This is a genomic window from Sandarakinorhabdus sp. (assembly GCF_040398665.1).
GTDB lineage: Bacteria > Pseudomonadota > Alphaproteobacteria > Sphingomonadales > Sphingomonadaceae > Sandarakinorhabdus.
Window position 1 is genome coordinate 191,171 of the sequence record NZ_JBBATQ010000002.1, and the last position, 26,006, is coordinate 217,176.

The 26,006-nt window shown below is 62.5% G+C and carries 22 protein-coding genes and 1 pseudogene; 12 read left to right on the forward strand and 11 right to left on the reverse strand.

Features of this window, described 5'->3' with window-relative positions; translation table 11 throughout:
- Positions 1 to 52 precede the first annotated feature (52 nt).
- The gene (locus ABWP22_RS03685; protein WP_353198594.1) at positions 53 to 1,240 is read right to left on the reverse strand and encodes an aspartate aminotransferase family protein; all 1,188 of its coding nucleotides are present in this window, start codon (positions 1,238 to 1,240) and stop codon (positions 53 to 55) included.
- A 178-nt stretch (positions 1,241 to 1,418) separates the two neighbouring features.
- Here ABWP22_RS03685 and ABWP22_RS03690 point away from each other — a divergent pair, with 178 nt between their 5' ends.
- Positions 1,419 to 1,904: a YbaK/EbsC family protein gene (locus ABWP22_RS03690; RefSeq protein ID WP_353198595.1), complete on the forward strand. Its 486-nt coding sequence runs from the start codon at positions 1,419 to 1,421 to the stop codon at positions 1,902 to 1,904.
- Between the two features lie 311 nt (positions 1,905 to 2,215).
- Here the strand turns inward: ABWP22_RS03690 and ABWP22_RS03695 are convergent.
- Positions 2,216 to 3,217: pseudogene (locus tag ABWP22_RS03695) on the reverse strand (ABC1 kinase family protein); the annotation flags it as partial.
- Between the two features lie 111 nt (positions 3,218 to 3,328).
- On the opposite strand from ABWP22_RS03695, the gene ABWP22_RS03700 reads away from it, so the two are divergent.
- From ABWP22_RS03700 to ABWP22_RS03720, 5 genes are all read left to right on the forward strand, one after another.
- Entirely contained in the window at positions 3,329 to 4,024 is a 696-nt protein-coding gene (locus ABWP22_RS03700) for a class I SAM-dependent methyltransferase (RefSeq protein WP_353198596.1), read from the forward strand.
- A 248-nt stretch (positions 4,025 to 4,272) separates the two neighbouring features.
- Positions 4,273 to 4,674 carry a transposase gene (locus tag ABWP22_RS03705; RefSeq protein WP_502951080.1) on the forward strand — a complete coding sequence of 134 codons (402 nt, stop codon included), beginning with the start codon at positions 4,273 to 4,275 and terminating at the stop codon, positions 4,672 to 4,674.
- A complete protein-coding gene (locus ABWP22_RS03710; protein ID WP_353198885.1) occupies positions 4,587 to 4,784 on the forward strand; it encodes a hypothetical protein in 198 nt (65 codons plus the stop codon). Before ABWP22_RS03705 ends, ABWP22_RS03710 begins: the two co-directional genes overlap by 88 nt.
- A 59-nt stretch (positions 4,785 to 4,843) precedes the next feature.
- Positions 4,844 to 6,682: an outer membrane protein assembly factor BamB family protein gene (locus tag ABWP22_RS03715; RefSeq protein ID WP_502951087.1), complete on the forward strand. Its 1,839-nt coding sequence runs from the start codon at positions 4,844 to 4,846 to the stop codon at positions 6,680 to 6,682.
- 97 nt (positions 6,683 to 6,779) lie between these two features.
- Positions 6,780 to 7,007, forward strand: coding sequence for a hypothetical protein (locus tag ABWP22_RS03720; RefSeq protein ID WP_353198599.1), 228 nt, complete (start codon positions 6,780 to 6,782; stop codon positions 7,005 to 7,007).
- Positions 7,008 to 7,149: 142 nt separating this feature from the next.
- Here the strand turns inward: ABWP22_RS03720 and ABWP22_RS03725 are convergent, their stop codons facing one another.
- The 3 genes from ABWP22_RS03725 to ABWP22_RS03735 form a co-directional block, all read right to left on the reverse strand.
- Entirely contained in the window at positions 7,150 to 7,308 is a 159-nt protein-coding gene (locus tag ABWP22_RS03725; protein ID WP_353198600.1) for a hypothetical protein, read from the reverse strand.
- 164 nt (positions 7,309 to 7,472) lie between these two features.
- Positions 7,473 to 8,606: an HpcH/HpaI aldolase family protein gene (locus ABWP22_RS03730; RefSeq protein ID WP_353198601.1), complete on the reverse strand. Its 1,134-nt coding sequence runs from the start codon at positions 8,604 to 8,606 to the stop codon at positions 7,473 to 7,475.
- Positions 8,607 to 8,700: 94 nt separating this feature from the next.
- Positions 8,701 to 11,754, reverse strand: coding sequence for a TonB-dependent receptor domain-containing protein (locus ABWP22_RS03735; protein ID WP_353198602.1), 3,054 nt, complete (start codon positions 11,752 to 11,754; stop codon positions 8,701 to 8,703).
- 265 nt (positions 11,755 to 12,019) lie between these two features.
- On the opposite strand from ABWP22_RS03735, the gene ABWP22_RS03740 reads away from it, so the two are divergent.
- The 4 genes from ABWP22_RS03740 to ABWP22_RS03755 all read left to right on the forward strand — a co-directional run bounded on the left by ABWP22_RS03740 (position 12,020) and on the right by ABWP22_RS03755 (position 17,225).
- Entirely contained in the window at positions 12,020 to 13,189 is a 1,170-nt protein-coding gene (locus tag ABWP22_RS03740) for an NHL repeat-containing protein (protein WP_353198603.1), read from the forward strand.
- A gap of 230 nt (positions 13,190 to 13,419) precedes the next feature.
- Entirely contained in the window at positions 13,420 to 15,486 is a 2,067-nt protein-coding gene (locus ABWP22_RS03745; protein WP_353198604.1) for an outer membrane protein assembly factor BamB family protein, read from the forward strand.
- Positions 15,483 to 15,962 carry a hypothetical protein gene (locus ABWP22_RS03750; RefSeq protein ID WP_353198605.1) on the forward strand — a complete coding sequence of 160 codons (480 nt, stop codon included), beginning with the start codon at positions 15,483 to 15,485 and terminating at the stop codon, positions 15,960 to 15,962. Before ABWP22_RS03745 ends, ABWP22_RS03750 begins: the two co-directional genes overlap by 4 nt.
- A 312-nt stretch (positions 15,963 to 16,274) precedes the next feature.
- Positions 16,275 to 17,225, forward strand: a complete 951-nt coding sequence (locus tag ABWP22_RS03755) for a cupin domain-containing protein (protein WP_353198606.1) — start codon at positions 16,275 to 16,277, stop codon at positions 17,223 to 17,225.
- Positions 17,226 to 17,271: 46 nt separating this feature from the next.
- Here the strand turns inward: ABWP22_RS03755 and ABWP22_RS03760 are convergent, their stop codons facing one another.
- From ABWP22_RS03760 to ABWP22_RS03785, 6 genes are read right to left on the reverse strand one after another with little or no spacing between them, the layout of a single operon-like run.
- Positions 17,272 to 18,945 carry an outer membrane protein assembly factor BamB family protein gene (locus ABWP22_RS03760; RefSeq protein ID WP_353198607.1) on the reverse strand — a complete coding sequence of 558 codons (1,674 nt, stop codon included), beginning with the start codon at positions 18,943 to 18,945 and terminating at the stop codon, positions 17,272 to 17,274.
- A 40-nt stretch (positions 18,946 to 18,985) separates the two neighbouring features.
- The gene (locus ABWP22_RS03765; RefSeq protein ID WP_353198608.1) at positions 18,986 to 20,269 is read right to left on the reverse strand and encodes an NHL repeat-containing protein; all 1,284 of its coding nucleotides are present in this window, start codon (positions 20,267 to 20,269) and stop codon (positions 18,986 to 18,988) included.
- Positions 20,250 to 21,104 carry a 2-keto-4-pentenoate hydratase gene (locus tag ABWP22_RS03770; protein ID WP_353198609.1) on the reverse strand — a complete coding sequence of 285 codons (855 nt, stop codon included), beginning with the start codon at positions 21,102 to 21,104 and terminating at the stop codon, positions 20,250 to 20,252. The genes ABWP22_RS03765 and ABWP22_RS03770 overlap by 20 nt, the downstream gene beginning before the upstream one ends.
- Complete coding sequence (locus ABWP22_RS03775) at positions 21,061 to 21,885, reverse strand: IclR family transcriptional regulator (RefSeq protein WP_353198610.1); 825 nt, start codon at positions 21,883 to 21,885, stop codon at positions 21,061 to 21,063. The genes ABWP22_RS03770 and ABWP22_RS03775 overlap by 44 nt, the downstream gene beginning before the upstream one ends.
- Before the next feature lie 58 nt (positions 21,886 to 21,943).
- Complete coding sequence (gene dmpG, locus ABWP22_RS03780; protein ID WP_353198611.1) at positions 21,944 to 22,978, reverse strand: 4-hydroxy-2-oxovalerate aldolase; 1,035 nt, start codon at positions 22,976 to 22,978, stop codon at positions 21,944 to 21,946.
- 3 nt (positions 22,979 to 22,981) lie between these two features.
- On the reverse strand, positions 22,982 to 23,935 hold the full coding sequence (locus ABWP22_RS03785; RefSeq protein WP_353198612.1) for an acetaldehyde dehydrogenase (acetylating): 954 nt from the start codon (positions 23,933 to 23,935) through the stop codon (positions 22,982 to 22,984).
- 192 nt (positions 23,936 to 24,127) lie between these two features.
- On the opposite strand from ABWP22_RS03785, the gene ABWP22_RS03790 reads away from it, so the two are divergent.
- Both ABWP22_RS03790 and ABWP22_RS03795 read left to right on the forward strand, forming a co-directional pair.
- Entirely contained in the window at positions 24,128 to 24,733 is a 606-nt protein-coding gene (locus ABWP22_RS03790) for a cupin domain-containing protein (protein WP_353198613.1), read from the forward strand.
- Between the two features lie 58 nt (positions 24,734 to 24,791).
- Positions 24,792 to 25,973, forward strand: a complete 1,182-nt coding sequence (locus ABWP22_RS03795) for an NHL repeat-containing protein (protein ID WP_353198614.1) — start codon at positions 24,792 to 24,794, stop codon at positions 25,971 to 25,973.
- Positions 25,974 to 26,006: the final 33 nt, after the last annotated feature.

Consider the following 26,006-nt stretch of genomic DNA (forward strand, 5'->3'; position numbering starts at 1 on the left):
AAGTCCTACCCCCAACGCCTCCCGCAAGCGGGAGGGGAGCAAGAAGCATTGTTCAGGCTGCAGCCGCCGGCTGATAGCTGCGGGCCGCGGCTGACAGCCGGTCCACGCATTCGCGGATCTGCTGTTCGCCGATGGTGAGCGGCGGCAGCAGGCGCACGACATTGTCGCCAGCGGCCACGGCCAATATGCCGTGGCTGCGGGCGTGGGCCACGAAGGCGCGGCTGTCGGATTTCAGCTTGAGGCCGAGCATCAGGCCGGCGCCGCGCACGCTGTGGAACAGATCATCATGGTTGGGGATCATCTGTTCCAGCGCCTGGGTCAGGCGCGCGCCCATTTCGCGCACCTGGACCAGGAATGCCGGCTCGGCCACGATATCGAGCACGGCCTCGCACGCCGCCATCGCCAGCGGGTTGCCGCCATAGGTGCTGCCATGAGTGCCGATCACCATGCCGCTGGCGGCACGTTCGGTGGCGAGGCAGGCGCCGACCGGGAAGCCGCCGCCGATGCCCTTGGCGATCGCCATGATATCGGGCGTGATGCCGTATAGTTCATGGGCGAACAGCGCACCGGTGCGGGCGACGCCGCACTGCACTTCGTCCAGGATCAGCAGCAGGCCATGCGCATCGGCCAATGCGCGCAGACCTTTCAGAAATTCCGGGCTGGCCGGGCGGATGCCACCTTCGCCCTGGATCGGTTCCACCATGAAGGCCCCGACACTATCGTCGATGGCGGCTTCGGCAGCGGCCAGATCGTCGAATGGCACCACCTTGAACCAGTCCGGCAGCGGTTCGAAACCCTTGCGCAGCTTTTCCTGATCGGTGGCCGAGATGGTGGCCAGCGTGCGGCCGTGGAAGGCGTTGGAGAAGGTGATGATGCGATGCTTGTGCGGGTTGCCGGCGGCATAATGATGGGAAAAGGCGGTCTTCACCGCGCATTCGATGGCTTCGGCGCCGCTGTTGGTGAAGAACACCGTGTCGGCAAAGGTCAGTTCGACCAGCCGCTGCGCCAGATGCTCCTGCGCCGGTACCCTGTACAGGTTGGAGGTGTGCATGAGCGTCGCCGCCTGCTTCTGGATGGCGGCCACCAGATGCGGGTGGCCATGGCCCAGGCAGTTGACGGCAATGCCGCTCGCCATGTCGAGCCACTCGCGACCCTGCGCATCGTACAGATAGCAACCGTCGCCTCGCACCGGCGCAACCTCGCACCGGCCATATACGGGCATCAGCGGGCTGATCGTCATCGTCTCGTTCCCAAGCGGCGCCGGGATGCGGGCGCCAAAAAACGCATGTGGTGCAACGCAAAAAGGCGGCCCCGAGCGAGCACGCCTTCCTGGCGCCGCTATAGCGATTTGGCTGCCGTGCCTCAACCCCTTCTCCTCAGGCTTGAGCCGTCCGGGAAAGCCCGGCAATTTGCGCGGCATGGCTCACGAAGATGTTCTGAACTGGCTGGCCGCGCACGCGCCCGACATATCGGTAATCGTGCCGGGGGTATCGACCGCTACGGTCGCCGAAGCCGCAGCCGCGCTCGGCGTTGAACCCGGCCGCATCGCCAAGACGCTGGCCATGCGGGTAAACGGTGACGCGCTGCTGCTGGTGACGCGCGGTGATGCCCGGCTGGACAATCCGAAATCCCGGGCCGCGCTGGGCGGCAAGCCACGCATGCTGGATGCCGATGAAACGCTGGCGCTGACCGGCCATGCCGTGGGCGGGGTCTGCCCGTTCGGGCTGCTGACGCCCTTGCCGGTGTGGCTGGATGTGTCGCTCAGGGCCTATCCCACCGTGTTCCCGGCCGCCGGCTCCCGGGAAACCGCGGTCGAAATCGCGCCGGACCGGCTGGCGGCGCTGGTGTCGCGCGGCTGGGTGGATGCCTGCAAGCTGCCGGAAACGCTTCCCGGATCGGTATAGGGCCGCACCAGCGCCGCCACGTCCACCCGCGCCTTCAGCTTGGCGGCCAGCAGATACATGCCGGCGATCTTGCGCTGGATGAACAGCAGGTCGGGCGGCGGCGCACGGAAATGTTCGCGCGCCGCGATCAGGCTGGCGGATTGATCCTTCAGATTGGCGGCCAGACCGGAGCCACCGAAATCGAATTCGCCAGACGCGCGCAGCGGCGCAAAGCCATCGCGGGCCATCGCGATCAGGGTGTTGCGCATGGCGGCGGGTGCATCGGGCGGGATCAGGCCGATGCCCTGCATGGCGGCCAGCAGGCCCTCATCATCGCCGGCCATGCCGGTGGCCAGCATGGCGCGATAGGCATCGCTGGTTGCCGGCAACACCTCGCGCGCCGCGCCGAAATCGAGCAGCACCAGCCGGCCGCTGTTCAGATCATAGCGGTAGTTGGCAAAGTTCGGATCGGTCTGCATCAGCCGCCAATCGAACAATTCGGCCATCAGCAGACGCAGCATCAGGGTCATCACCCGGTCGCGTTCGGCCTGTGGCAGTGCGGCGGTGCGATCGATGGCAACGCCCTTCACATGGGCCATGGCCAATATGGTGGGGGTGGACAGGTCGGCGGCCAGAGCGGGCACCACCACATCGGGCCAACTGGCCGCCAAGGCACCATAGCGGACGAGCATATCGCCTTCGCGCCCATAATCCGATTCTTCGTGCAACTGGCGCTTGGCCTCGGCCAGCAGCGGCCCGATGGCAAAGCCGGCCGGCACCAGGCCCGACATCTTCACCAGCGTGGCGACATTGTCGACATCGGCGTCGATGCTGGCGGCCACGCCGGGATATTGGACCTTGATGGCCAGATCGCGACCGTCGATTGCGGTGGCGCGGTGCACCTGACCGATGGAGGCAGCGGCGATCGGCCGATCATCGAAATGCCGGAATTGCGCGCGCCAGTTCGGCCCCCAGCCGGCGACCAGCACCTGTTCCAGTTGCGCCTGCGGCATCGGATCGGCCTCCGATCGCAGCCGCGCCAATATGTCGGTCAATTCCGGTGGCAGGATGTCGCCGCCATCCATGGAAATCAACTGGCCCAGCTTCATCGCGGCGCCGCGCAGCCGCGCCAGTTCGTCGGCCAACCGCTTGGCGTTGCCGGGGGTGAGCAACAGGCTGGGCAGATCAGGCCGCTGGCCCTTCAGCATCTGGCCGGCGCCGGCACCGATGACATTGCCGACAATGCCGCCGGCCAGTCGCCCGAACCCCGCAAGACGCGACAGGCGGGTAGCGGGAACGGCGCGCGGTTTGTGGGTGGGGCGGGGTGGCTGCATGCGATTGCCATGCCCGGTGGCGCGTCCCGGCGCCAGTGTGGGCCATTGCCGCTGGTTGGCCCGATTGCCGCATGTTATATGCCGGGCATTCGTAACGGGGGAGCCGCCACCATGAAATATCTCGCCGCCACACTGATCGTCTTATCAGCTCTGCCCGCCGCCGCGCAGCAGCGCCCGGCCGAGGATGTGGCGCGCGATGCCGCCCGCAAACCGATGGAGATGGTGGCCTTTGCCGGCATCAAGCCGGGCCAGACCGTGGCCGATTTCCTGCCCGGCGGCGGCTATTTCACCCGGATCTTCTCCACGGCCGTCGGTGCATCGGGCAAGGTCGTCGCCGTGGTGCCTGCCGCCGCCGAGGCCGCCAATCCGGAGCGCTTCAAGGCGGTGCGGGAAATGGCCAGCACCGGCTGGGCGAATGTCAGTTTCGCGACATTCCCGCTTGATCCGGCGATGGCGGGGCGCCTCGATCATTTCTGGACGGCGCAAAATTACCATGATCTGCACAACAGCATGACGCCGGAGGCGGTGATCGAATTCAACAAGGCCGTGCTGGCTGCGCTGAAGCCGGGAGGCACCTATGTGGTGATCGACCATGTTGCACTCCCCGGGAGCGGCCTCGCGGCCACCCGCACCCTGCACCGCATCGATCCGGACATCATCAAGGCGGAAATCACCGCCGCCGGCTTCAAATTCGATGGCGAAAGCCAGGCGCTGCGCAACCCCGGCGATCCCCGCAATGTCGGCGTGCGCGATCCATCGATCCGCGGCGAAACCGATCAGATTGTCTATCGCTTCAAGAAGCCATGACCCGGAGGAGCGCTTGCACAGCCACCTGTGCGGCGCGCTGATGGTGATCCCTACGGAAACGCCGAAACCATTTAATCACAATCGCTTGCATCGTCCAAAGTGCGGAAGAATCCCGTTGAAATCAGTCGCGGATTTTGCCGGCTGTTCAGGCCGTGTCGGCATGATGGAATTCCCAAGCTGTTAGGTTTCAGATTCAAAGCTGTTCTTTGGGGCGCAACTGGGTTTCGCGGGGATCTGACGGACGAGCATTGGCCGGTGGCGGGCATGCTGTTGCCGCCTCAGCGCGGTCGCTGGGCTCGGCCAGCCGGCAACACCGCCGCTACTTGAGCTCAATGCGGCCGGTGCTGCGGGTGCGCTGCCCTTGGCGGGACACACAACAGCGGTACGGCAAGTGGAATTCGGTTTATGTTCGGTTCCAGCCCTGGGCCGCACAGGGCCTATGGGATGGCTTGCTGCAAGCGCCGGTCGATCCCGGACTCACCGACGAATGTCTGCACAGGATCGATAGCATCACCGTTGGCGCCCACGTCTCGGCAGCGGGTGGAGAAGGACGGCTGTGCGAATGCTTTTGGTCGATCAGGCGGCGACATCCAATGCGCGCCTTTCCGGCGAAGGCAGCGATGGCGGCGCCTTCCGGCAGAGCCTCCTGATGCACCGCATCTTGCCCGTCATCCTGCCGCGATTGAACGGCAAAGCGCCTGAGCACCCAGGCTGCAGACTATATACAATTTTACTGGTCGGGCTGGGAAAGCTTCTCTAGTGTTCGGGGCAAAGGGGGAGGATCTGATGGGAATTCTGCGTCTGGCCGTTGTGACAGCTATGGTGTCCGTGGTTCCGGCTCATGCGGGACCCGCGGATTGGCCGAGTACCAACAAGGAGCCGGACGGGCAGCGGTTTTCACCATTGGCCCAGATCAATGCCGGCAATGTCGGGCGTTTGCGGGAAGCCTGGGTCTATCACATGAAGCCGGCGGACGGGTCGGGAGGCACGCGTCTGGTGACGACGGAAACGGTGCCGCTGGTGGTGGGCGACACGATGTTCGTTTCCACGCCGTATGGCCGGGTGGTGGCGCTGGACAGTGCGACCGGCAAGGAAAAGTGGAACGTCACGCTGCCCGACAACGAGCGACCGGCGGTGCGCGGCGTGGCCTATTGGGCCGGCGGCAAGGGCGCCCGGCCCTCAGTGATCGTGGGGACGCGGCAGGGGCGGGTGCTCTCGTTCGATGCAGCGACAGGCAAGCTGGCGGCTGATTTTGGCACCAGCGGCTTCATCGACTTGAAGACGGCCGATGTGATGCCGACGGGTATGGACAAGCCATATGTGTTGGCGGCGACGCCGTTCGTTTACAAGGATCTGATCATTACCGGCGGCGGCAGCCCCGACCAGGCGGCGGCGCTTGGGCCGCTTGGCGACGTGCGAGCATGGGATGTGCGGACGGGCAAGCTGGTGTGGCAGTTCCACACGGTTCCTCGGCCGGGGGAAGTGGGCAACGACACATGGGGCGGGGAAAGCTGGAAGAACCGTGCCGGGGCGAATGTCTGGGGCTATTTCTCCGCCGATCCGGCGCGCGGCATTCTGTACATGCCGGTGGGCGCGCCGAACAATGACCGGATGGGGATCGATCGGCCTGGGGACAATCTTTTCGGCAGCTCGATCGTGGCGGTGAACGCTGCGACCGGCAAATATATCTGGCATTTCCAGGTGACGCACCACGACATCTGGGATTGGGATGCGGCACCGGCACCGATGCTTTTCGACGTGAAGAAGGACGGGCGGGTGATCCCCGCACTTGGCACGGTGAACAAGAATTCGCTGTTGTTCATTCTCGATCGTCGGACCGGCAAGCCCATCCATGGTGTGGAGGAGCGGCCTGCACCGCCTTCCAACGTGCCGGGCGAGATCACCAGCCCGACGCAGCCTTGGCCGGTGAAGCCCGAGCCGCTGGCGCAGACGAGCCTCTCTCGCGACAATCTCTACAAGGACACGCCGGAGCACAAGGCATGGTGCGAGGCGCTGGTCGATGACAACAACATGAAGTTGGGTGCAACACCCTATCAGCCGATCATGCTCGACCAATATACTGTGAATCTGCCGGGTACGCAGGGCGGGGTGAATTATTACGGCGGCGCATTTGACCCGCGGCTGGGGCTCTTTGTTGTCAACGTGAACAATCTGGCGCAGCCGATGCGGATGGTGAAGATGCCGGACGGCAGCTATGCCAATTCGGGGCCGCTGGCGGGCACGCGGCGGTTCTGGAATCCGGAAAACCATCTGCCGTGCGGGCCGACGCCCTGGGGGCAGCTGGTGGCGGTGAACGTGAATACCGGTGAAATTGCCTGGCGATCGACGCTGGGGGTGACCGACATTCTGCCCGAGGGCAAGCAGGCAACCGGGCGGCCGGGGCTGGGTGGCGCGATCACCACTGCCAGCGGGCTGACCTTTGTCGGGGCGACCGATGATGCGCGTTTCCGGGCCTTCGAGACTGCGACCGGCAAGGAGGTTTGGACCTACAGGCTGCGCGGATCGGCCAGTGCGACGCCGGTGACCTACCAGGGAGGGGACGGGCGGCAATATGTGGCGGTGATGGCGACTGGCGGCGGGCAGGTGGGAGCTGCGCTGACGACGGACGAACTGGTTGTGTTCAGCCTGGCTCGGTGATCAGGCTGTGATCATTTACCGATCCACGTTCTTGCTCGCCCTGACGGGGCTTGTTGCCAGCGCCAGTGCACAGGCGCCCGAACCGCGGGCTCCTGCGTTGCTGACCCCCGAATTGTTGGCCGCCTTTCCGGCAGGCGAGGGGCGCGAGGCGACGGTGCGGGTCTGCTCTGGATGTCATGCGCTCGAGATCATCACGCAGCAGCGGCTGGGCGCAGGCGATTGGGCGCAGATGGTCGACATGATGGCCGGGCGCGGGGCGCAGGGTACGGATGCCGACTTCAATGCGATCACCGCCTATCTGGCGAAAGCGTTTCCTGCGGCGTAATCCGGCCTCCTGCAGCGCGCCACGAGCAATCAGATCATCCTGCGTCAGGCTGGAGTGCATTCTGGTCGCAACGCCCAGGCCCACACTGCCAGTGGAATGATTCGACCGCTATCCGCTCCTCGGTGCGGCTCGGGTCGCTGTGTCACCCTCCCGATGCGCGAAACCGTTGCAACCGTTCACCGCTCCGCAAGCCGAGCAGATAATGAATTGCATTGATAAGCGGACCTGCATGCGGATTGACCGCAACCTTGTCCTGCGGTCGGAGCACAAGACGATACTGCGCCGCCATCATCGTCGTCATCGAAGCGCAGCTCGCCTGATGCCCTCCAACCTTGAATCCGTCTCGATTGGGACGCTGATCACTCGCGGATGGCCGGGCGAGCCTCGGGAGCTGGCAAGTTCCTTGCCGGACGTGGTGCGCCAAGACCCAAAAGGCCCCCGAGGACGCGCAAAAAAACGTGCCCGTCAGGCAGGCATCCGGCGCTTCGAATAGGCACGCGCCTCCATGACGACCTTTTCATTCTCGCCGGGCAACATGCGCATGCCGGCATCGATGCTCTGGTTGTGCGTCATGCCTCGCGCGGTACCAAGCCACTGCACATTGTTCTTCTTGGCGGCCATCCTGATCCGCTCCAGCGTCAGCTCGAGCCGTTCCTTTGAGGGCAATGCGGCGCGTTCGGCCTCCGGCATTTCGCGGATAGCGTCATAGCCCATGATCGACCAACTATTGTCACTTGGACCCGGCTCGGCGAACGCCAGCCCGCGCACCGCCATCAGTTGCTCGGCACTCTCCGAGCCGTGGCGGTTCTCCACCTTGAAACCCATCGATATCTCGCCCTTCGGGTTGAGTGGCCAGGTGTCGGCCACATCGAGATACCCCCTCGCCGGCAGCCCCCAGATATGGGCTGCAAAGACCTGGCTGCCTGCGCCGCGCATGCCCTCGACAGGAAGATCGGGAACGCCCGGCAGCGAGAATTTGTAGCGCGCAGCGGCAATGGCAATCTCGCCGGCTTCGGCCGAGTGCATCTCGCAGATCAGGACACCGTGGGCGCCGGCGGCTAGCGCCTGCTGGATCTGCCACGCGTTGGCGCGCATTGAGGCCGCGTCGAAGCCCGTGGCCGGCAGTGTGACGAACACCATCGGCGTGCGGTGGCCGCTCGGCGTAGGCCCGCCATCGACCAGCCCCTGCATGAAGTTGCGCAGATTGGCGAAATCGAAGCAGGCATTTTCCATTTCATAGTTGATGGCATCGCAATAGGTGTGAACCATGCGCAGGCCTTCTTCATAGCCATCGGGTGCTCCGGTCGGTCCATAGGCATGGTAATAGACGACCTGATTATCTTCCCACAGCTCGATTGCCTTGTTTATCCGGCGCGGCTTGTAATTGGCATCGGCGGTGGGAATTTGCGGCAACGTGCGGGCAAAGGTTTTCTTGAAGCCATGGCCTTTGCTGGCGGTCCCGATGTAATTGGGGCTCTCAAGCATTGTCTTGCCTGTGGCCTTGGGAACGCCGGCGGGTTGGGCCGCCGCGCCAGCGGCAGTGGTGGCTGCGCCTGCAATGGCCATTCCGCCGAGCAGATCACGCTTGCTGATATCCATTTCAGTGCTCCCGGGAACGGTTGGATCAAAAAATTGAGGCGCGGAACAATCCGGTTCCGCGCCTCATTCAGTTGTCGATCGTCACGGCTTGGCTTCAGAAATTGAGCCGGACGCCTGCGCGATACCGCCGGCCGATCGTATCGTAGATGCTGGGGCTGCCGAAGGGCGGTGCCAGCTGGTTGAAGATATTGTCGACGTTTGCGTAGACTGACACCTTGTCGTTCACTCGGAAGATCGTGCCAAAGTCGACATAGGTCTGGCCAGGGATGTAGTTGAAGTTTGTCGTTGCGTTCTGCAGCGTGGTGACCGGGCAGTTGGGCTCGACGCAGACCACGTTGTCCGGGTTGATCGCGCCCGAGCTCACGATCCGCTCGGTGGCCGTGAAGGTGAACTTGCCCACCTCCAGCGACTGCTGGAAGAAGAATTTCCAGCGTGCGATGGCGTTGGGGTTCGGTGCCGGCTGGCTCGCCGAGTTGTTGCCCGCAAACTGGGATGTCGCCACACCGATCACACCGGGGTTGATGGTGAAATCTATGGTGTGCGTGGCCAGTGCGCGCATCGTCAGGCTGCCATCAATGCCGATGCTGTCCAGATTGGCCTGATAAGTCGCCTCCATATCGAACCCGCGCGTTTTCAGCGAGGCCACGTTGAACGGCCGCCGGTTGACATAGGGCGGGTTGTTGCTGCCGGTGACGCCGGTCAGCTGGAAGTTGTTCAGACCGCAGAAGTTCTGATTCTTTTCGATCTGGCAGGTATCGATGATCTGCTGGTTGGTCAGGTTCTGAATGGCATCATTGAGATTGATTTCGAAATAATCGAGCGACAGCCGCAGCCCCGGCACGAAGTTGGGCGTGTAAACCGCGCCCACACCAAGGTTGGAGGCGATTTCCGGCGTAAGCTGCGGGTTGCCGAGGTTGCGTTCCACCACCTGCACATTGTTGTTGTTGTTGAGGCGGTCGAGCACGCCGGCATTGAGGCTGACGGGCGCCGTGAACAGATCGCTCAGGTTCGGTGCGCGGATATCGCGTGACCGCACGGCACGCAGGCGCAGGCCGTCGAGCGGCGTATCCCAGGTGCCGCCGAGCTTCCAGGTGGCGACCCAGCCCGACGTGCTGTAGTTGGTCGCGCGGACACCGGCGTTCACATCGAATTTGCCGACCGCGCCGCTATCGAAAACCGGAACGCCGGTTTCGAAGAACACGTCTGTCGCGTTGTATTCGCCGCTACCGTTGGCAAAATTGCCCGCGAACCAGTTGGCCCCGTTGACGCCGAGCACCGGATTGGCCGGAAATTCTGCATTGAACGGGCTGTTGGCGATGCCGGCGCCGTAAGGGTCGCCCACGACCTTGTACGATTCCCGCCGCCATTCCGCACCGAACGCAACCGACACATTGCCCGCCGGCAGCGCGAACGGCTCGCCGTTGAACACGAGGCTGGCCGCATCCTGTTCCTGATCGGCCTTGGACTGCGACCCGGATGCCGGCGCAAACCAGCGGAAGGCCTCCATCGAGTTCTTGACATCGCCGAAGGCATTGAACGGCAGACAGCCAGCCGCGCGCGCCACTGGATCGCGGCAGACAATCGGCCCGCCCGGCGTCAGGCGCACCGCATCAAAGGCCTGCCGATAAGCGGCCGTCAGAATGTTGTTCCGGACGGTGACGTCGGCCGACGACCGACCGCGCTGAAAATAGGTGTCGAACTTCCATTCCTTGCCGAAAAGATCGAACGCACCTTCGGCACCGACAACGTAACGCTGCATTTTGCGCACGTTGAGCACATCGAGATACTCGTTGTTGTTGGCGCTCCAGGTTGCCCACCGGAATTCGGTGATGCCGGCAGCGTTGCACCGCTGCAGGATGGACGGATCGAGGAAGGCGTTGTCGCACCGCGCCCTCAGGCCCGTATAGGGCGTGCCGGACACCGGCTGGGTGACGGTGCGGACATGGGAGATATTGACCGTCCCGTAGATCTCGATCCGATCGGTGATCTCATAGGACAGCCGGCCATAGCCGACATACCGCTCCACCCGGCCATCGAGGGCGGGATCGGCGACGTTGGCGCTGCTTTGCGGGCCGCGCGCCGTGCCGCGCACCGACGTATCGCAGACGGCTGCAATACAGCCATTGACCGTGCCATCGCTGGTCAGGCTGCCATTGAAGTTGGGAACGCCGCTGCCGCCGTAATTGAACTGAAACGGGACACCGCCGACGCCGAAGCCGGTGCCCATCAGGGGACCGGAGGTGATCAGCCCGTTCTGGGCGCGCAGGATCGACTGGGAGCCATCGGTCAGCCGAATAAGCTGGGCCTGCCCGGGGCCAGTCGCGGTCGCGCCGCGGTTTGCCGTGCTCGTGATGAACGGAGCGGGACGCCCGTTGAGCGAAGTGCCACCCGGGCCGCTGCCCGGAATGATGCCGTGGTTGTAAAGGAATTCCCCGGCGACCGAATAGTGCAGCCGCCCGCCGGCCGCATTGCCGCCATAGGCCGCCTGCACCGTGCCGCCCGGATCGTCGCCATAGGTGGTGATCCCACCCTGAATATTGGCCTTGAAGCCTTCGAAACGCTTGTTGGTGATGAAGTTGACCACACCGGCCACGGCATCGGAACCGAACGACGCCGATGCACCGCCGGTCACGACATCGACACGCTGGATCAGCAGCTGCGGCAGCAAGCTGACATCGACAAGGTTGGAGACGTTCGACGGCACGACCCGCTGGCCATCCATCAGGATCAGCGTGCGGAACGTGCCGAGGCCGCGCAGGTTGAGCGCGGAAATGCCGGTCGCACCCGTGCTGGTGTTGAAGTTGTTGACCGTCGTACCGCTGTTGCCCTGCAGTGCCGGGATCTGCGTGAGGACGTTGAAGATGTTGGGCTGGGCCTGCTTGAGGATCATTTCCTCGCCAAAGACCGTCGTCGGCGTCGGCGCTTCGAACCCGCTGGCGCTGATCCGCGAGGCCGAAACGATGATACCACCTTCTTCTGCAGGTTCTTGCTCGGCCATGTCGACCCGCGGTCCCTGCTGTCCGGCAGCCTGAGCAACGGCAGGTGCGGCCGCAAGCATCAGTGCCAGGCCGCTCGCTGGCGCAACCAGCGCAGTCCAATGCCGCAAAGCGGCTCGCAAGGTCCTGGTGTCAACATACGCTAAGGTCATGAAATTTCTCCCCTCCGATAGAAGCCAATCAATTTTTTTGATTTTGGAAATGTATACTGAATGCAATCGGCTTTTGATCAAGTCATGAACAGCCGGGACATCTCATCTGTTGAGAGTGGAGGCCTCGCCCAGCGCCTCTTGCTGCCTGTGGCGCCCGGATCTTTGGGCTTATGCCATTGACACCCGCGGACGGTTTGACGACGAATCATGCGATTGTGTCGACAATCCAGACAGCGGCCAAGCGACGTTTCGGGAGGAATCATCGATGATGATGAAGGACTTAAGCGCAGGCGTGCTGCTGTTGCTCGCGCTTGGTGCCGGCCCGGTCTGGGCGCAGCCGGCCGCACCCGATTTTCCCGGCGCGCCAAGTATAGCTGCGGGTAACTATGGAATATCGAAACGAAGTGCTGTCGATCTGGCGTTGCCCGACCGTTACCGGCGCGACGAGCTGTTCTTCCGCTGGCCAGCGGGGCGCACGCTCGGAGCGATCAGCGCGATCGACATGGACCGCGACGGCCGGTCGATCTGGGTTGCCGAACGCTGCGGCGGTCAAAGCCATTGCATTGGCAAATCCGTCGATCCGGTGCTGAAATTCGATGCCAACGGCAAGGTCGTGCGGCAGTTCGGTGCCGGCATGATTGTCTATCCACACGGCATTTTCGTCGACCATGACAACAATGTCTGGGTGACGGACCTCCAGTCAAATGTCGATCGCCCAGCCCCCCGGCCCGGGCAGCCGCCCGAGGTTGTGCCGGGTCTGAAGCCCAACGGCGCGCAGGTGGTCAAGTTCAGCCCCGAGGGTAAGCGGCTGCTGACGCTTGGCGTGCCAGGGGTTTATGGCAATGACGCCACTCATCTGAGCCAGCCTTCGGATGTTCTGGTGACCAAATCCGGCACCATATTCGTGGCTGACGCGCACGACAGCGCGCCTTCGAACCACCGGATCGTCAAATATGACCGCACCGGCAAGTTCATCAAGGCCTGGGATGCATGTGGCAGCGCGCCGGTTCCGGGCGCCAACAAGATCGATTGCGCTCACGCGTTGGCGATGGACAGCCAGGGGCGGCTGTTTGTTGCCAACCGCGGCAGCAGCCGGATCGAGATCTTCGATCAGGAAGGCAAGCTCCTCGACGAGTGGTATCAGTTCGGCAAGCCGAGTGGCATGGCGATCGATGCGGAGGATCGGCTCTACGCTGTCGATACCCAATCAGGCGTCCGGGAGGGCAACGCCTTTGTGCGCGGCATGCATGTTGGCAGTGCCCGCACAGGTGAGGTCATGTCCTTTACGCCCGATCCGCTCGGCAACCCGGCACCATGGTTTCCGTTGCGCGGTACCACCGGGTCGGAAGGGGTTACGGTCGGACCCGACGGTACCGTCTACACCTCTCAGGTGACCCCGCCGGGATTGGTCCGCTATGTGCCGAAGCCCGATTGACGCGTCGGCGGCGCCGTTCGGGCCACCCAAAATCCTTGCCGTCTCTCATCTGGTGAAAGCCGGGCCCGGTCAGTCCTGCTGTCTCGCTTGTTGGTACCGATGCGCGCCTTTAGCTTCGTCGATCATGTGGGCGGGTAGAGCGTGGCAATGATCGAACCAAATTCTGATCATCATGTGCCAGGGTGGCGGATCGGGTCGCGTTTTTCACCGCAACTTTGCGAGACAGCCAAATGACCAACCCATCAGACATCAGCCGGCGCGCACTTCTGAGAAGCACGGCTGCTGGCGCCTCGTTGGCGCTGTTCGAAGGCGTGGGGTTGGCGCAGGAGACGATCGGGCAAGCCCGAAGCGCCCCCGCGAACAGCGAATGGCGAGGCTATGCCAATGATCTGGCGAGCACACGATATTCGGCGCTTGACCAGATTGACGCCACCAATTTCAACCAGTTGCAGGTCGCATGGTCGTTCAACTCAAACGCGCTTGGGCCGAGGGTCGATGTCAACTGGCAATCGACGCCGATCATCGCCAATGGCCGGCTGTTCACGACGGCAGGCGTACGGCGCGACATCGTGGCGCTCCACCCCGGCACCGGCGAACTGCTCTGGCTGTATCGCCTGGATGAGGGCGAGCGAACCGGCTCGCGCGGCGGTCCCGGCTTTGGTTGCAGCTATTGGACCGATGGCACCCATGAGCGGGTGATCTTCACCACAATCGGCTACCAGATGGTGTCATTGGACGCCAGGACCGGCCTCCCCGACCCGACCTTCGGCAAGGGCGGCGTGGTCGACCTGCGAGACGATTTCGATCAGGACATCGACCATGTGAAGCCGGTTGTGGGGATTCATTCCGCGCCGCTGATCGTGGGCACGACGGTTGTGGTTGGCAACGCCCCGACGGCGGCGATCAAGGGCTATGTCCGCGGCTTTGATGTGCGCACAGGAAAGCGCAAATGGATCTTCCATACGATCCCGCGCGCGGGCGAATCCGGCGCGGACAGTTGGGTTGATCAGGCAGAGCGTGAAAACGCCCGCAACACCGGCGCCTGGGCGCAGATGTCCGCCGATCCCGAGCTTGGCCTCGTCTATATCCCGGTCGAGTTGCCGGCAGCCGATCAAGTGGGCGTTACCCGCCGTGGCAACGCGCTGTTCAGCGAGTCCATCGTGGCAGTTGATATCGAGACCGGTATGCGCCGTTGGCATTATCAGCTTCAGCACCATGGGCTGTGGGACCGTGACATCCCCTGCGCGCCGATCCTGTGCGATATTCCGCAGAACGGAAAGGTCATCAAGGCTCTGGCACAGCCCACCAAACAGGCCTTTCTCTATGTGCTCGACCGGACCAACGGCAAGCCCGTCTGGCCGATTCCCGAAGCAAAGGTGGAACCGGGCGATGTGCCCGGCGAATGGTACTCGCCCACCCAGCCGAAGCCTTCGAAGCCGCCAGCGTTCGACAAGCAAGGCGTGACAGAGGCCGATCTTGCCGACTGGACGCCGGCAATCAAGGCTCGCGTGCTTGAGATCGCCAGACACTACCGGATGGGACCATTGTGGACTGCGCCTGCCTGGTCGAAACCGGGCGGCCCATGGGGGACGATGATCATGCCCGGCACGCAGGGCGGCGCAAACTGGGGCGGCGCCTCCTATGACCCGGAAAGCCATATCGTCTACGTCTATTCGAAGACCGTTTTGGAGGCGCCGCTGATCGGCTATGCCGCTGACGGCAAGACCATCGTGATGATCGCCAACAACCAGAGCAAGAACACGTTCGACGCTGGCGGTGGCGGCTTTCTCGGCGCGCGCGCCCGAGCGATGGACCTGGGCACCAATGATGCGATCGATGCGCCGATTGTGCCCGAGCTGTTTTCGATCGAAGGGCTACCCATCCACAAGCCGCCCTATGGTCGGATTTCAGCGCTCGATCTGAAGACTGGCACGCTGCTCTGGCAAAGCGTGCACGGCGAGACCCCCGATATCATCAAGAACCATCGGCTGCTGAAAGGCGTCTCGATCCCACGCACCGGACAAGCCGGCATTCTGGGCACGCTGACCACAAGGACACTGGTGATCTGCGGCGACGCCGGGCTTTTCACTGACGAGACCGGCCGCAAGGGCGCTCGCCTGCGGGCCTATGACAAGACAACCGGCCGCGAGGTGGGCGCAGTGTTCTCACCCAAACCGCAGACCGGCGCCGCCATGACCTATATGTTCGAAGGCCGGCAGTATATCGTGAACGCTGTGAGCACCGGCGCGGGCGCCGATCTGATTGCCTATCGGCTGCCGGCGGCTACGCGCGCATGAACGATCGACGCAAGCGCGACGTTCACGCTGTTCGTGCGGCGCGGCAATTTTTGTTTTTGATTCCAAGGCAATCAGTCTGTGTCGGGAGTAGATCGCAAGTGATGTCGATGGCTTTGCGGGTGTTTTCTTCGCTGAAGTTTGGCGTGCTGATCAGCGCAACGCTTGCCGGCGTGGCGGTTGCCGATGAGCCGACGTTGCCTGATGGTCCAGGCAAGGCTCAGGTGATGCAGGCCTGTTCAACGTGCCACGCGCTCACACAGGTCACGTCACAGGCGCGCTCGGTTGCACAATGGGCGGACACTGTCGAACAGATGATTGCCCGTGGCGCCCCGGTTTCGGATGAGGATTATCCGGTGATCGTCAAATATCTCGGCAAATATTTTGCACCCGCGCAACAGCCGACAGCGTCTCTTGCACTGCCGCCAACGTTGACCTGGACCCGGCCGCAGGCGATCCGGCAGGGTAGCGCCGATTGAAAGGTGCTGGCGGCGGGTGCGCTCAGAGAGGCCTTTGTGTCGACATGACCGTTGACCGCTATCGTCAATGCAAAAAACGCGACTGGATGCCCACTGAAATCAGTCCGGAATAAATTCGATTCAAGTTCGTCCAGATAAATAGAAGATCTGCCGTGACATACAGTCATCGGCGCCATTCTGCTCTGCAGTCTGAAATAAAAATATTGCATTAATTGTTGACTGACCATCGGTCTCATGAGACGTTTGTGAAGTCAACTTCGGCCGGATCAGAGTCGGCCTGTGACGCTCATTGGATGAGACGGGGGGACGAACATGCGATATCTGCTCTTTATTGGGGTTGCTGCGGTGGCAGCCTTGGCCGCGCCTGTCTCGGCGCAGTTTCTGGGCAAACCAGACTCCCCGCCAAGATCAGCGCCGAGCGTTGCGCAACAGTTCTGGGCACCCAAGCCGAGCGCACCGACGCCCTATGTGGCGCCCAACAAGATCCATTGGAAGCTTTCCGAGATCCTGGCCGCACACCGTGGTCAGAGCGATTGGCTGCAGCCGCTTGTGCGGAACCCCGAGCAGGAGGCAGACTATGTTTCTCTCGGCGCAGGCAAGAAAACGAAGGCGAAGATGTATGCCGATGATCGGGTGATGTGGATCGTCCAGGATGGTGCGATGCGCGTTTCGATCGAAGGCTTCGAGCCGTTCATTGCCACCAAAGGGTTCATGGTCACGGTCCCCTATCGCAATATCTACACCATCGAGACGATCGGCGACAAACCGTCGCTCAGGTTCGAGGTGCGGCGTTCGGGATCGAAGCCGCTGTATCCGCTCGGCGAAACGCCTGATCCCGTCGACGGCAAGACCTATGTGAAGGTTGCTCGCGGAACGCCTGGCGCGGCGACACTCGCCACTGACAATCCGATCTACGTCGACTTTCTCAAGCAAGTGGCGATCGACGATAAGCCCTATAATGGCAAATTCGTCTGGGACGATCACTTCACGTCGAACATTCTGCGTGGCAAGGCCCAGCCTGTCGCCCCGGATACCAACCGCGGCCATTTCCACATCGATTTCACCGAGTTCTGGTTTATCATGGAAGGAAAGATCGGCTATCTGATCGAAGGTTATCCCTATTTCGAGACCGAGCAGGGCGATGTGGTGACTGCTGCCGCGGGCCGCTGGCACCGCGCGTCGAACAGTCCCAACACGCCGGTATCAACGCGCATCCCGCTCAATCCGCGGCCGGGTATCTTGCACAATTTCGAAAGCCAGTAGGCAACGCCCGCAATCCAGCCTCTGGGATCGCGCTCAACGCGCGATCTCAGAGGCCGAAGGCGTAGACGTGCGCATCGTGAGTGACCAGAAACACCTTGCCCAGCGCGACAACGGGCTCACCGAAATGCACCCAGTCCGTGATCGTCTTGCCGCTTGAATAGAGCGGCTTTCCGGTTTCCGCATCAAAGGCCTGAAGAATGAGATTGCCCACGGGCGTGGAGCGGTTCTTGATCGATTCGGGCGTGGTGTTGAAGAGCCGCTCGCCGGCGGGCGTACGAGGGTTCTGCATCGTCTGGCCGCCGGTTGATGTGGCGTAAACAACGCCGTTCGCAACGGATACGGGATCGGGCATGATCATGTCGCGGGTCGTCCAGCGCGGCTCTGCAGATACGATACCGTCTCGCTCGACCACCTCGAACGCCATGATCGAACCGTTCGGCGCAGCCCCACCGTTCACCGGGAACGGCGGCGCCTTCACCGAAGGCGGCCCCCAGACCGGCAGATAAATGAAGCGCTTGCCGCCCGGCGACAGCCATGTGGTGATGGCTCCCCAGATCCCCTGGCTTGGATCGGTGCCGGCAGCGAGATCATTGGCGAGAAGCGGGGATTCCCACAAAGGCTTCTGGTGAAGATTGGCCAGCTTTCCGCCAAGATTGCTGGCATCAAGCAAGCGCAATATCCCTTCCTTTTGCGCATATGCAACGATCTTGCGCTCCCCGAGCGGGAAGATGACTGGGCTGGCAGAGCCGCCAAGATCCTTCGACAGGATATATTTGTGGCTCTGTGGCGTGAAGCTGTCGACGACGCGCGTTGCCTTTGGGGCGAGTTGAAGCAGCGTATCGCCCCAACTGCCGCTCGCCGGGTCAAAAAGCCCATCTGATGTTGCGAAGATCACGCTATCAACCGGGCCCCTGACAAGCCCGCCGCGTCCCCAGGGAGACGCTGGGCGGCCATTGCTCAGGTAGAAGCGCGTAACCTGCGGTTTCGCCAGATCGGCAACGTCAATCGCGGTCACCGCCGATGGGTCGGTCGGGCGGGCATTGGGATTATAGGGTTCGTCGAGAAACCGCGCGGCCAGCATGGGCGATTTGGGGTCGGTGATCTCGCCGCAAGCTCGGCCGCTCGTCGTGTACAGCGTATCGCCGACAAGATTGAGGCTCCATGCCCGTGCGAAGGGCGCCACCATCTCGGTGGCCTCCATCCGGTCGCTGCCATCCGCGAGCGAAACACCACGCAGCTTGCCGTCACTCGGCAGGAAGAAGACGATGCTCCGCGCCTTGTCGATCGTCGGCGTTGCATTGTTGGTGTTGGGGCAGAGCCAGGTGGCAATCTTGGTTGGCTTCACTGGGTTGGGGTAGCTGCGCGTCCAGAGCGTCGCGCCGGTGGCGGCATCAAGCGCATAGAGTATATCGTTCGAACCGAGGATCAGCATGATGTCACGCTTGCCTTGCGCGGTATCGACTTTCTCGACCACGACCGGCGCAGTCAGGGTGGACAACACAACGTCGATGATCGGCACCGGCAGCTGCACCTGCCATTTGACCTTGAGCTTGCCGACATTGGACGTGGACAGGCTGGTTTCACCGCGGTTCCATGCCGTGCGCTCGCTATCATAACCCCAGGTCGGCCAATCGGCGGCAGCTGGTGGCTGCACAGGAGGTGTTTGCGCCTGGGCAACGGCCGCGACGAGCGCTGTGGCAGCGAGCAAAAGGCTTTTCATCATCATCCCTCGGGTGAAAGCTGCAGCATGACAGGCGCGATCAACCGCGCGGGCGCATGACCGTGATACGGCTGACGCTGGTATCGCCGGCATAGATCGCCATGTCCCGATCGAAGACGAAATAACTCGCCTCGATGAACTGGCCGCGTCCGATCCCCATGCCGTTGCCGATGGCGCCAAGCACCCGGCCGGATCGGTCAAGCTTCAGGAACTGGCCATCCTGACCACTCGCCATCCAGGGGTTGCCGGCAGGATCAAACTGGATGGCACAAACGAGATTGCGGGTGGGTATCTGGCGGAGAAACTTGCCGTCGGCCGAATAGACAAGAATGCGGTAATCCTCGCGGTCGCCAATCCAGACATCGCCGTTGGTCGGATCAATGCCCAAGGCATGGGCATTGGCGAACTTGCCTTCGTTGACTTCGTTGCCGAACCACTGGCGGATGAACTTGCCATCCTTGTTGAACTGCAGGATCCGCGCCGCGCCCGACTGATTGGCGGGATCGGCGCTGTCGGTATCGTTCGGGCTTTCGTTGCCGTGACCTTCGGCAATGTAGAAATCGCCGTTACGGCCAAAGGCGATCATCACCGGCTCCCAGAGCAAATGCTGGCCGCGCTCCTCATTCCAGTCACCGCGCCGGCCTCGGGTGCCCAACTGCATCAGCACCTTGCCGTTCGGGCTCAATTTGATGGCGGTCGCGAGGCCGGTGTCGAGGATCCAGACATTGTCTTCAGAATCGACCGCCATGCCGTGCGCCTTGTTGTGGTGGCCGATGACATCCTCACCGACGGTCAGCAGCAGGCGGTTGTCAGGGCCATATTTGAATAGCTGCGCCATGCCTGTCGGTTTGCGCTGGAACACCCAGAGGTTGCCTTTTGAATCAAGCGCTACCGCCGGCACCCCGCCTGTGCCCGCGGGCAGATCAATCGGATAGGCGAAGTCATAGCCAAGCGTCTGCTCCCATTGCACACGTTGCATGTCGCTGCGTTTTGGCGCCCCCGCCTGTCGATTGCCGCAATGGGGGGCGCCGCGACAGGGCGGCGGATTGGGCAGCGCCAGCACCGGCGGCGTCGCAGGTCGCGGCAACACCGTTACGATCCCGCCGGGCGCCGTTGCCGTATAGCCGGTTGGATCGGGAAAACTGCCCTGAAGGAACCAGGCAGGCTGGCCGCGCTCCGCCGGTCCGCGGACCGGCGGCACCGATTGCGCTGCAGATGTGGTGGCGCAGGCAAAAACAAGGAGAGCGGCTGTAGCAATCTTCATGACGTGCTCCGCGAAATGACAATACGGCCAGGAAGCGCCCTTACGTGAAGCGGACGGCAAGATCGGGTTGACCGGTAAGGCTGACCACAAACTCGTCACCGGCTGCGACTGGCAGCATCTTTGTGAGCGCGCCCGAAATCACGATATCACCGGGCTCGAGGCTCTCGCCAAACTCGGCCAGCTTGTTGGCGAGCCACGCCGTTGACAGCGCCGGCGAGCCGAGCGCCGCAGCGCCCAGGCCTTCGCCGGCGAGGATCCCGTTCTGATGGATGGTCATGGCGAGCGCAGGCAGGTCGGCGTGCCGCATCGCCGCGTCCCATGGGCCGAGCGCGAAACCACCATATGAGGCGTTATCGGCAATTGTGTCGGCAAGCTTGATCCGCCAATCGGCAATCCGGCTGTCGACGATCTCGATCGCCAGCGCGCACGCATCGGTCGCATCGATGACCTGCTCGGCCGTGATGCCGCCGCCTTCGAGCCGCTTGCCGATGCGGAAAGCGATTTCGCCCTCGATGCGCGGCTGCAGGAAATCACGGGCAGGGATGATGACCACGCCGTCCCTGGTCGGATAATGGCTGGATTGCCATAGCGCGCCATAATCGGGCTCATTCACGCCGAGCTGAGCCTGGATTACCGGGTTCGTAAGGCCGATCTTGCGGCCAACAACGATTTCGCCGCGGCCTTTGCGGAGCAGCGACCATGCCGACTGTATTGCATAGGCGAGCCCCGTATCGGTCACGCCTTCCGCTTCGGTGATCGGCGCGATCGGCGTGCGCGCGCGCCACGCGGCGTCAAGGCGCTCGGCAATGGCCTCGGCTCTGGATGCAAACATTACGTCCCCCTTGCAATGGTCATGCCGACAAAGGCGCGCGCTTGTACCGCTTGGCGTTGCCAAGCATGGTTGGCGCCGGCCGGGGATCGGCCGGGAAGATGCGCGCGGCGATGTCGGCAGCGGCGGATTGCAACGCCTCCAGAAACTCCTGTGAACGCGCCGCGCAGATCTTCTCAGCGTGTTCCGTTATCGAAATGGCGGCAACAGTGCGCCCCTGCGGATGCTTGATGGGCACTGCGATACAGCTCATATCCGGCCGTATCTCGCGGTCATCGACCCCGTGACCAGCTTCTCGAACCGCCCGTAGCTGCGCCCGCAAGGTGCAGGGTTCGATGATCGTGGCCGGGGTCAAAGCCACCAGTTCCCCTTCCATGATGAAGTTTTCGAGTTCGTCGTCCGGCAGTGCGGCAAGCAGCACCTTGCCGAGCGCCGAACAATAGGCTTCGAGCTGTGCGCCGCGGCGCGTATTGATCGTGTAGGAAGCAGGCGTAGCTGCCTTGCTTGCATAGGTGACCATGCCGCCTTCCAGAATGCCGATATGGACAGTCACATTGTAGCGCGCGGCCAGGTCCTCGATCACCCGATGGCCAGCTTCGTGCAGCAGATCGCCGATGATGACTTTTTCCGACAGCGAAACCAGCAACATGCCTGGCCGATACCGGCCGCGAGGCCCGCGGGTCACAGCGCCAAGTTCCTCAAGCGTCTGGATCAGGCGATAACCCGATGCCTCCGGCAAATTGGCGCGGCGGCTGAGTTCAGAGCTGGTCACCCATTCGTCGCGCGACGAAAATGACTTCAGCATTGCAAAAGCCTTGAACACTGAATGATTTCTTGGCGTCGTCATTGCCGATTATTCCCCCCATTGGCACTATTTCGCCCCTCCCTTGCCGGGATTTTGATGTCTACTGTGCAACCGCCTTTCCCCCGGCGAGATCAAGTGCGACATCGACGATCATATCCTCTTGACCACCGATCATACCCCTGCGGCCAATTTCTACCAGTATCGTGCGCGTGTCGATGCCATATTCACGGCTGGCCTTTTCGGCGTGCCGCAGGAATGAGGAATAGACCCCGGCATAGCCCAGGCTGAGCGTTTCGCGGTCGACCCGAACCGGCCTGTCCTGAAGCGGGCGCACCAGATCTTCGGCAGCATCCATCAGTTTGAAAAGATCGCAGCCGTGCCGCCACCCCTTGCGGTCAGCGGCGGCGATGAACACCTCGATCGGCGTGTTGCCGGCACCGGCGCCCATTCCGGCGAGCGAGGCATCGATCCTGACCGCGCCGCATTGCGCACCGACCATGGCATTCGCCACACCGAGCGCCAGATTGTGATGCGCATGGATGCCACGCTGGGTTTCAGGGCGCAGCACAGCATCATAGGCCGCCAGCCGCTCGCGATAACCGTCCATGTCCAGCGCGCCGCCACTGTCGGTTACATAAACGCAGTCAGCGCCATAATCTTCCATCAGCTTCGCGTTTGCGGCGAGTGTTTCCGGTTTGGCCATGTGGCTCATCATCAGGAACCCGGACACATCCATGCCGATCTTCTTGGCGAAACCGATGTGCTGGCGGGCGATATCGGCTTCGGTGCAATGGGTCGCGACGCGTACCGACGCCACGCCCAAATCGCGCGCACGGCGCAGATCCGTGATCGTGCCGATGCCGGGCAGCAGCAGCGTGGTCAGCTTCGCGCGGCTGATCGCCTTGCCCGCAGCAGCAATCCAGTCCCAGTCGGTGTGGGCGCCAAAACCATAGTTGAACGACGAGCCATTCAGGCCGTCGCCATGCGCAACCTCGATCGCATCAACACCGGCATCGTCGAGCGCGCGGGCGATGCCGATCACCTGATCGATGCTGTAGCGATGCCTGATGGCATGCATGCCGTCGCGCAGCGTGACGTCCTGGATGTAGAGCGGGTCATTCAGGGGGTTGAACATGGCTCAGGCCGCGCTTCGAAGGATTTTGTGACGGACCATGCGTTCGGCTGTCGCGAGCGCTGCCGAGGTCATGATATCAAGATTGCCAGCATAGGCAGGCAGATAATGTGCCGCACCCTCGACTTCGAGAAAGACGCTGGTCTTCAACCCTTCGAAACTGCCGAGACCGGGAATTGCAACCGGATCGTTGGCGCCATAGCGCTCGAACTGCACCGACTGCTTCAGGCGGTAGCCGGGAACATAGGCGCTGACCTGCGCGATCATCGCAAGGATCGATGCTTCGATCTCGGCCTCCGTGGCACCCGACGACAAGGTGAAAACCGTGTCGCGCATGATCATCGGCGGCTCCGCCGGGTTCAGGATAATGATTGCCTTGCCCTTTGCGGCACCGCCAACGCTTTCGAGGCCGCGTGCCGTGGTTTCGGTGAATTCGTCGATATTGGACCGTGTTCCAGGGCCGGCGGAGGCCGATGCAATGGAAGCAACAATCTCCGCATAATGAACATTGGCGACCCGGCTGACAGCCGCAACGATCGGGATCGTTGCCTGGCCACCGCAGGTGACCATGTTGACGTTCGCGGCGTCGAGATGTGCGTCCCCGTTGACGACCGGAACCACGTAGGGACCAATCGCCGCCGGCGTCAGGTCGATGATCGTCTTGCCCGCCGCGCGGCAGACCTCGCTGTTGCGGGTGTGTGCACCAGCACTGGTGGCATCGAACACCAACTCGATCTCTGGCCAGCCTGGCATTGCCATCAAACCGTCCAGGCCGTCGTGCGTCGTGGCGACGCCCATGCGAGCGGCGCGCTTCAGTCCATCGCTCTCCGGATCGATACCGACGAAGGCCGCCATCTCGAGGACGTGCGACATGCGCATGATCTTTATCATCAGATCGGTGCCAATATTGCCCGACCCGATGATAGCCACCTTGATTCTCGGCGGCTCCCGATCGCTCATCAGCTAAAACTCCCGTGAATGTCATCCATGATGCCCAATCGAATGTGGAAACTCAAAGAACCTCGGGCAACGCCGTCTCAACTGATGAGAGATGCGCGCGCAATTCTTGGCGCGCGGGTTTGAAGCGGCAAATTTTTGGATCATAGTTTCCGGGTCATGCGTTCAAGCGCAAGAGTGGCCTGGGAGGACGATATGCGGTTGAATTTGTTTCTTGTTGAAGTCGCGCTGGCGGGATCGTTGCTGGCATTCGGCAGCGCGGCGCCGGCGCAGCCCGCAGCGGCCGGCGCACCGCCGGTGCCGCTTGCCGGGCCGCCGACCAACGCGCCGAATGCGCCTTCGCCCGCCAACGCCGCTCAGGTGCCGAAGCCGGGCGATCCCTATGCCGCCTTCTTCCCCAGCCCCAAGAACACTCCCTTTTTCCGCCCCGATCAGATCCCGTGGAAAACCAATGGTGAGGGCTTGCTGGAGTATAATCTCTTCGGCAATCCACGCGAACCTGGCCCCTATGCCGTTTTGCTCAAATGGTTGCCGGGCCATTATTCAACGCCGCACTATCATCCCAACGCGCGTTACGCGGTGGTGATCTCGGGCACATGGTGGACAAGCACCAGCAACGTGCAGGATGTGACCAAGACCTATCCGCTTGGGCCGGGAACGGTGGTAACCGATGTGATTGGTACCGTGCACTGGGATGGCGCCAGGGACGAGCCGGTGGTGCTGATGCTGATGGGCGATGGTCCTTCGCCCAATGTGAAGGTCGACAAGAATGGCAAGCCGCTCGGCGCGGTGGAATTTTGATGCGTCGGGCGCGTGGCGGTCCGGTCCGCTGCGCGCCTTCGCTGTTGAAGGATATACAATGCATTACGCTTCGTTGAAGACGCTGGTCGCGCTGGTTGGGATCGTGGCTGCCACAGCCACCGCTCCGTCGGTTGCGCAGACGGTCAACCCCTCGATGTCGCAGCCCGCGATCCGCAAGGGCAATTACAATATTTCTGCGCGGACGGCGGCGGATATTGCGCTGCCCAATCCCTATCTGATGGACGAGACATTCTTCAAATGGCCCAAGGGGCGTCCGATCGGCGCAATCAGCGCGATCGACATGGATCGCGACGGCAAGTCCATCTGGGTATTCGAGCGCTGCGGCAACATCAACAATTGCATCGGTTCAACCGTCAACCCGATCATGAAGTTCGATGAGACCGGGCGGCTCGTCAAAGAGTTTGGTGCCGGGCTGTTTGTCTATCCACACGGCATTTTCGTCGACTATGAGAATAATATCTGGGTGACCGACCTGCAGTCGAATATCGATCGTGCAGCCGGGCTGACCGGCGAGAAGGCGCCGCAAGCGCCGCCCGGAACGCCGCCAAATGGCGCTGTGGTCCGCAAATTCAGTCCGGATGGCAAGCTGCTGCTGACGCTCGGCACGCCCGGCGTCATGGGCAGCGACAATGTGCATTTCAGCCAGCCTTCAGACGTGGTGGTCGCGCGCAATGGCGATGTTTTCGTCGCCGACGGCCATGACACTCAGCCTTCGAACCACCGCATCATCAAGTTCGATCGCAACGGGCGGTTTATCAAGGAATGGTTCGCCTGCGGCACCCTCCCGCAGGACACACTCGACTGCCAGCATGGGCTTGCCCTCGACAGCCAGGGTCGGCTCTTTGTGGCCAACCGCGGCAACAACCGGCTCGAAATCTTCGACCAGGAGGGCAAGCTGCTTGACGAGCTCTACGACTTTGGGCGGGTGAGCGGACTGTTCATCGACGACAACGACATTCTCTACGCGGCTGATTCGGAAAGCGACGTCATGCAGCACAACGCCTTTGTGCGCGGCGTGCACATCGGCAATGCCCGGACCGGCGCTGTCACCGCCTTCCTGCCTGATCCGCAGGGCAATCCGTCTCCGTGGATGCCTGCGGGTGCCACCAACGGTGCTGAAGGTGTGGCGGTGGCGCGAGACGGGACGATCTATGTTTCCAAGGTCGTTCCGGCACAGCTGGTCCGCTATGTGCGCAAGGATTCGCTGCCGCCGAAATGAGTGCAGCGGCGAACGGGCCGCCGCCATCTCTCA

Coding starts and splice junctions, on each gene's coding strand:
- ABWP22_RS03685 (WP_353198594.1), bottom strand. CDS start 1,240: ATGACGATCAGCCCGCTGATGCCCGTATATGGCCGGTGCGAGGTTGCG.
- ABWP22_RS03690 (WP_353198595.1), top strand. CDS start 1,419: ATGGCTCACGAAGATGTTCTGAACTGGCTGGCCGCGCACGCGCCCGAC.
- ABWP22_RS03700 (WP_353198596.1), top strand. CDS start 3,329: ATGAAATATCTCGCCGCCACACTGATCGTCTTATCAGCTCTGCCCGCC.
- ABWP22_RS03710 (WP_353198885.1), top strand. CDS start 4,587: ATGCTTTTGGTCGATCAGGCGGCGACATCCAATGCGCGCCTTTCCGGC.
- ABWP22_RS03715 (WP_502951087.1), top strand. CDS start 4,844: ATGGTGTCCGTGGTTCCGGCTCATGCGGGACCCGCGGATTGGCCGAGT.
- ABWP22_RS03725 (WP_353198600.1), bottom strand. CDS start 7,308: ATGACGACGATGATGGCGGCGCAGTATCGTCTTGTGCTCCGACCGCAG.
- ABWP22_RS03730 (WP_353198601.1), bottom strand. CDS start 8,606: ATGGATATCAGCAAGCGTGATCTGCTCGGCGGAATGGCCATTGCAGGC.
- ABWP22_RS03735 (WP_353198602.1), bottom strand. CDS start 11,754: ATGACCTTAGCGTATGTTGACACCAGGACCTTGCGAGCCGCTTTGCGG.
- ABWP22_RS03740 (WP_353198603.1), top strand. CDS start 12,020: ATGATGATGAAGGACTTAAGCGCAGGCGTGCTGCTGTTGCTCGCGCTT.
- ABWP22_RS03745 (WP_353198604.1), top strand. CDS start 13,420: ATGACCAACCCATCAGACATCAGCCGGCGCGCACTTCTGAGAAGCACG.
- ABWP22_RS03750 (WP_353198605.1), top strand. CDS start 15,483: ATGAACGATCGACGCAAGCGCGACGTTCACGCTGTTCGTGCGGCGCGG.
- ABWP22_RS03755 (WP_353198606.1), top strand. CDS start 16,275: ATGCGATATCTGCTCTTTATTGGGGTTGCTGCGGTGGCAGCCTTGGCC.
- ABWP22_RS03760 (WP_353198607.1), bottom strand. CDS start 18,945: ATGAAAAGCCTTTTGCTCGCTGCCACAGCGCTCGTCGCGGCCGTTGCC.
- ABWP22_RS03775 (WP_353198610.1), bottom strand. CDS start 21,885: ATGACGACGCCAAGAAATCATTCAGTGTTCAAGGCTTTTGCAATGCTG.
- dmpG (WP_353198611.1), bottom strand. CDS start 22,978: ATGTTCAACCCCCTGAATGACCCGCTCTACATCCAGGACGTCACGCTG.
- ABWP22_RS03785 (WP_353198612.1), bottom strand. CDS start 23,935: ATGAGCGATCGGGAGCCGCCGAGAATCAAGGTGGCTATCATCGGGTCG.
- ABWP22_RS03790 (WP_353198613.1), top strand. CDS start 24,128: ATGCGGTTGAATTTGTTTCTTGTTGAAGTCGCGCTGGCGGGATCGTTG.
- ABWP22_RS03795 (WP_353198614.1), top strand. CDS start 24,792: ATGCATTACGCTTCGTTGAAGACGCTGGTCGCGCTGGTTGGGATCGTG.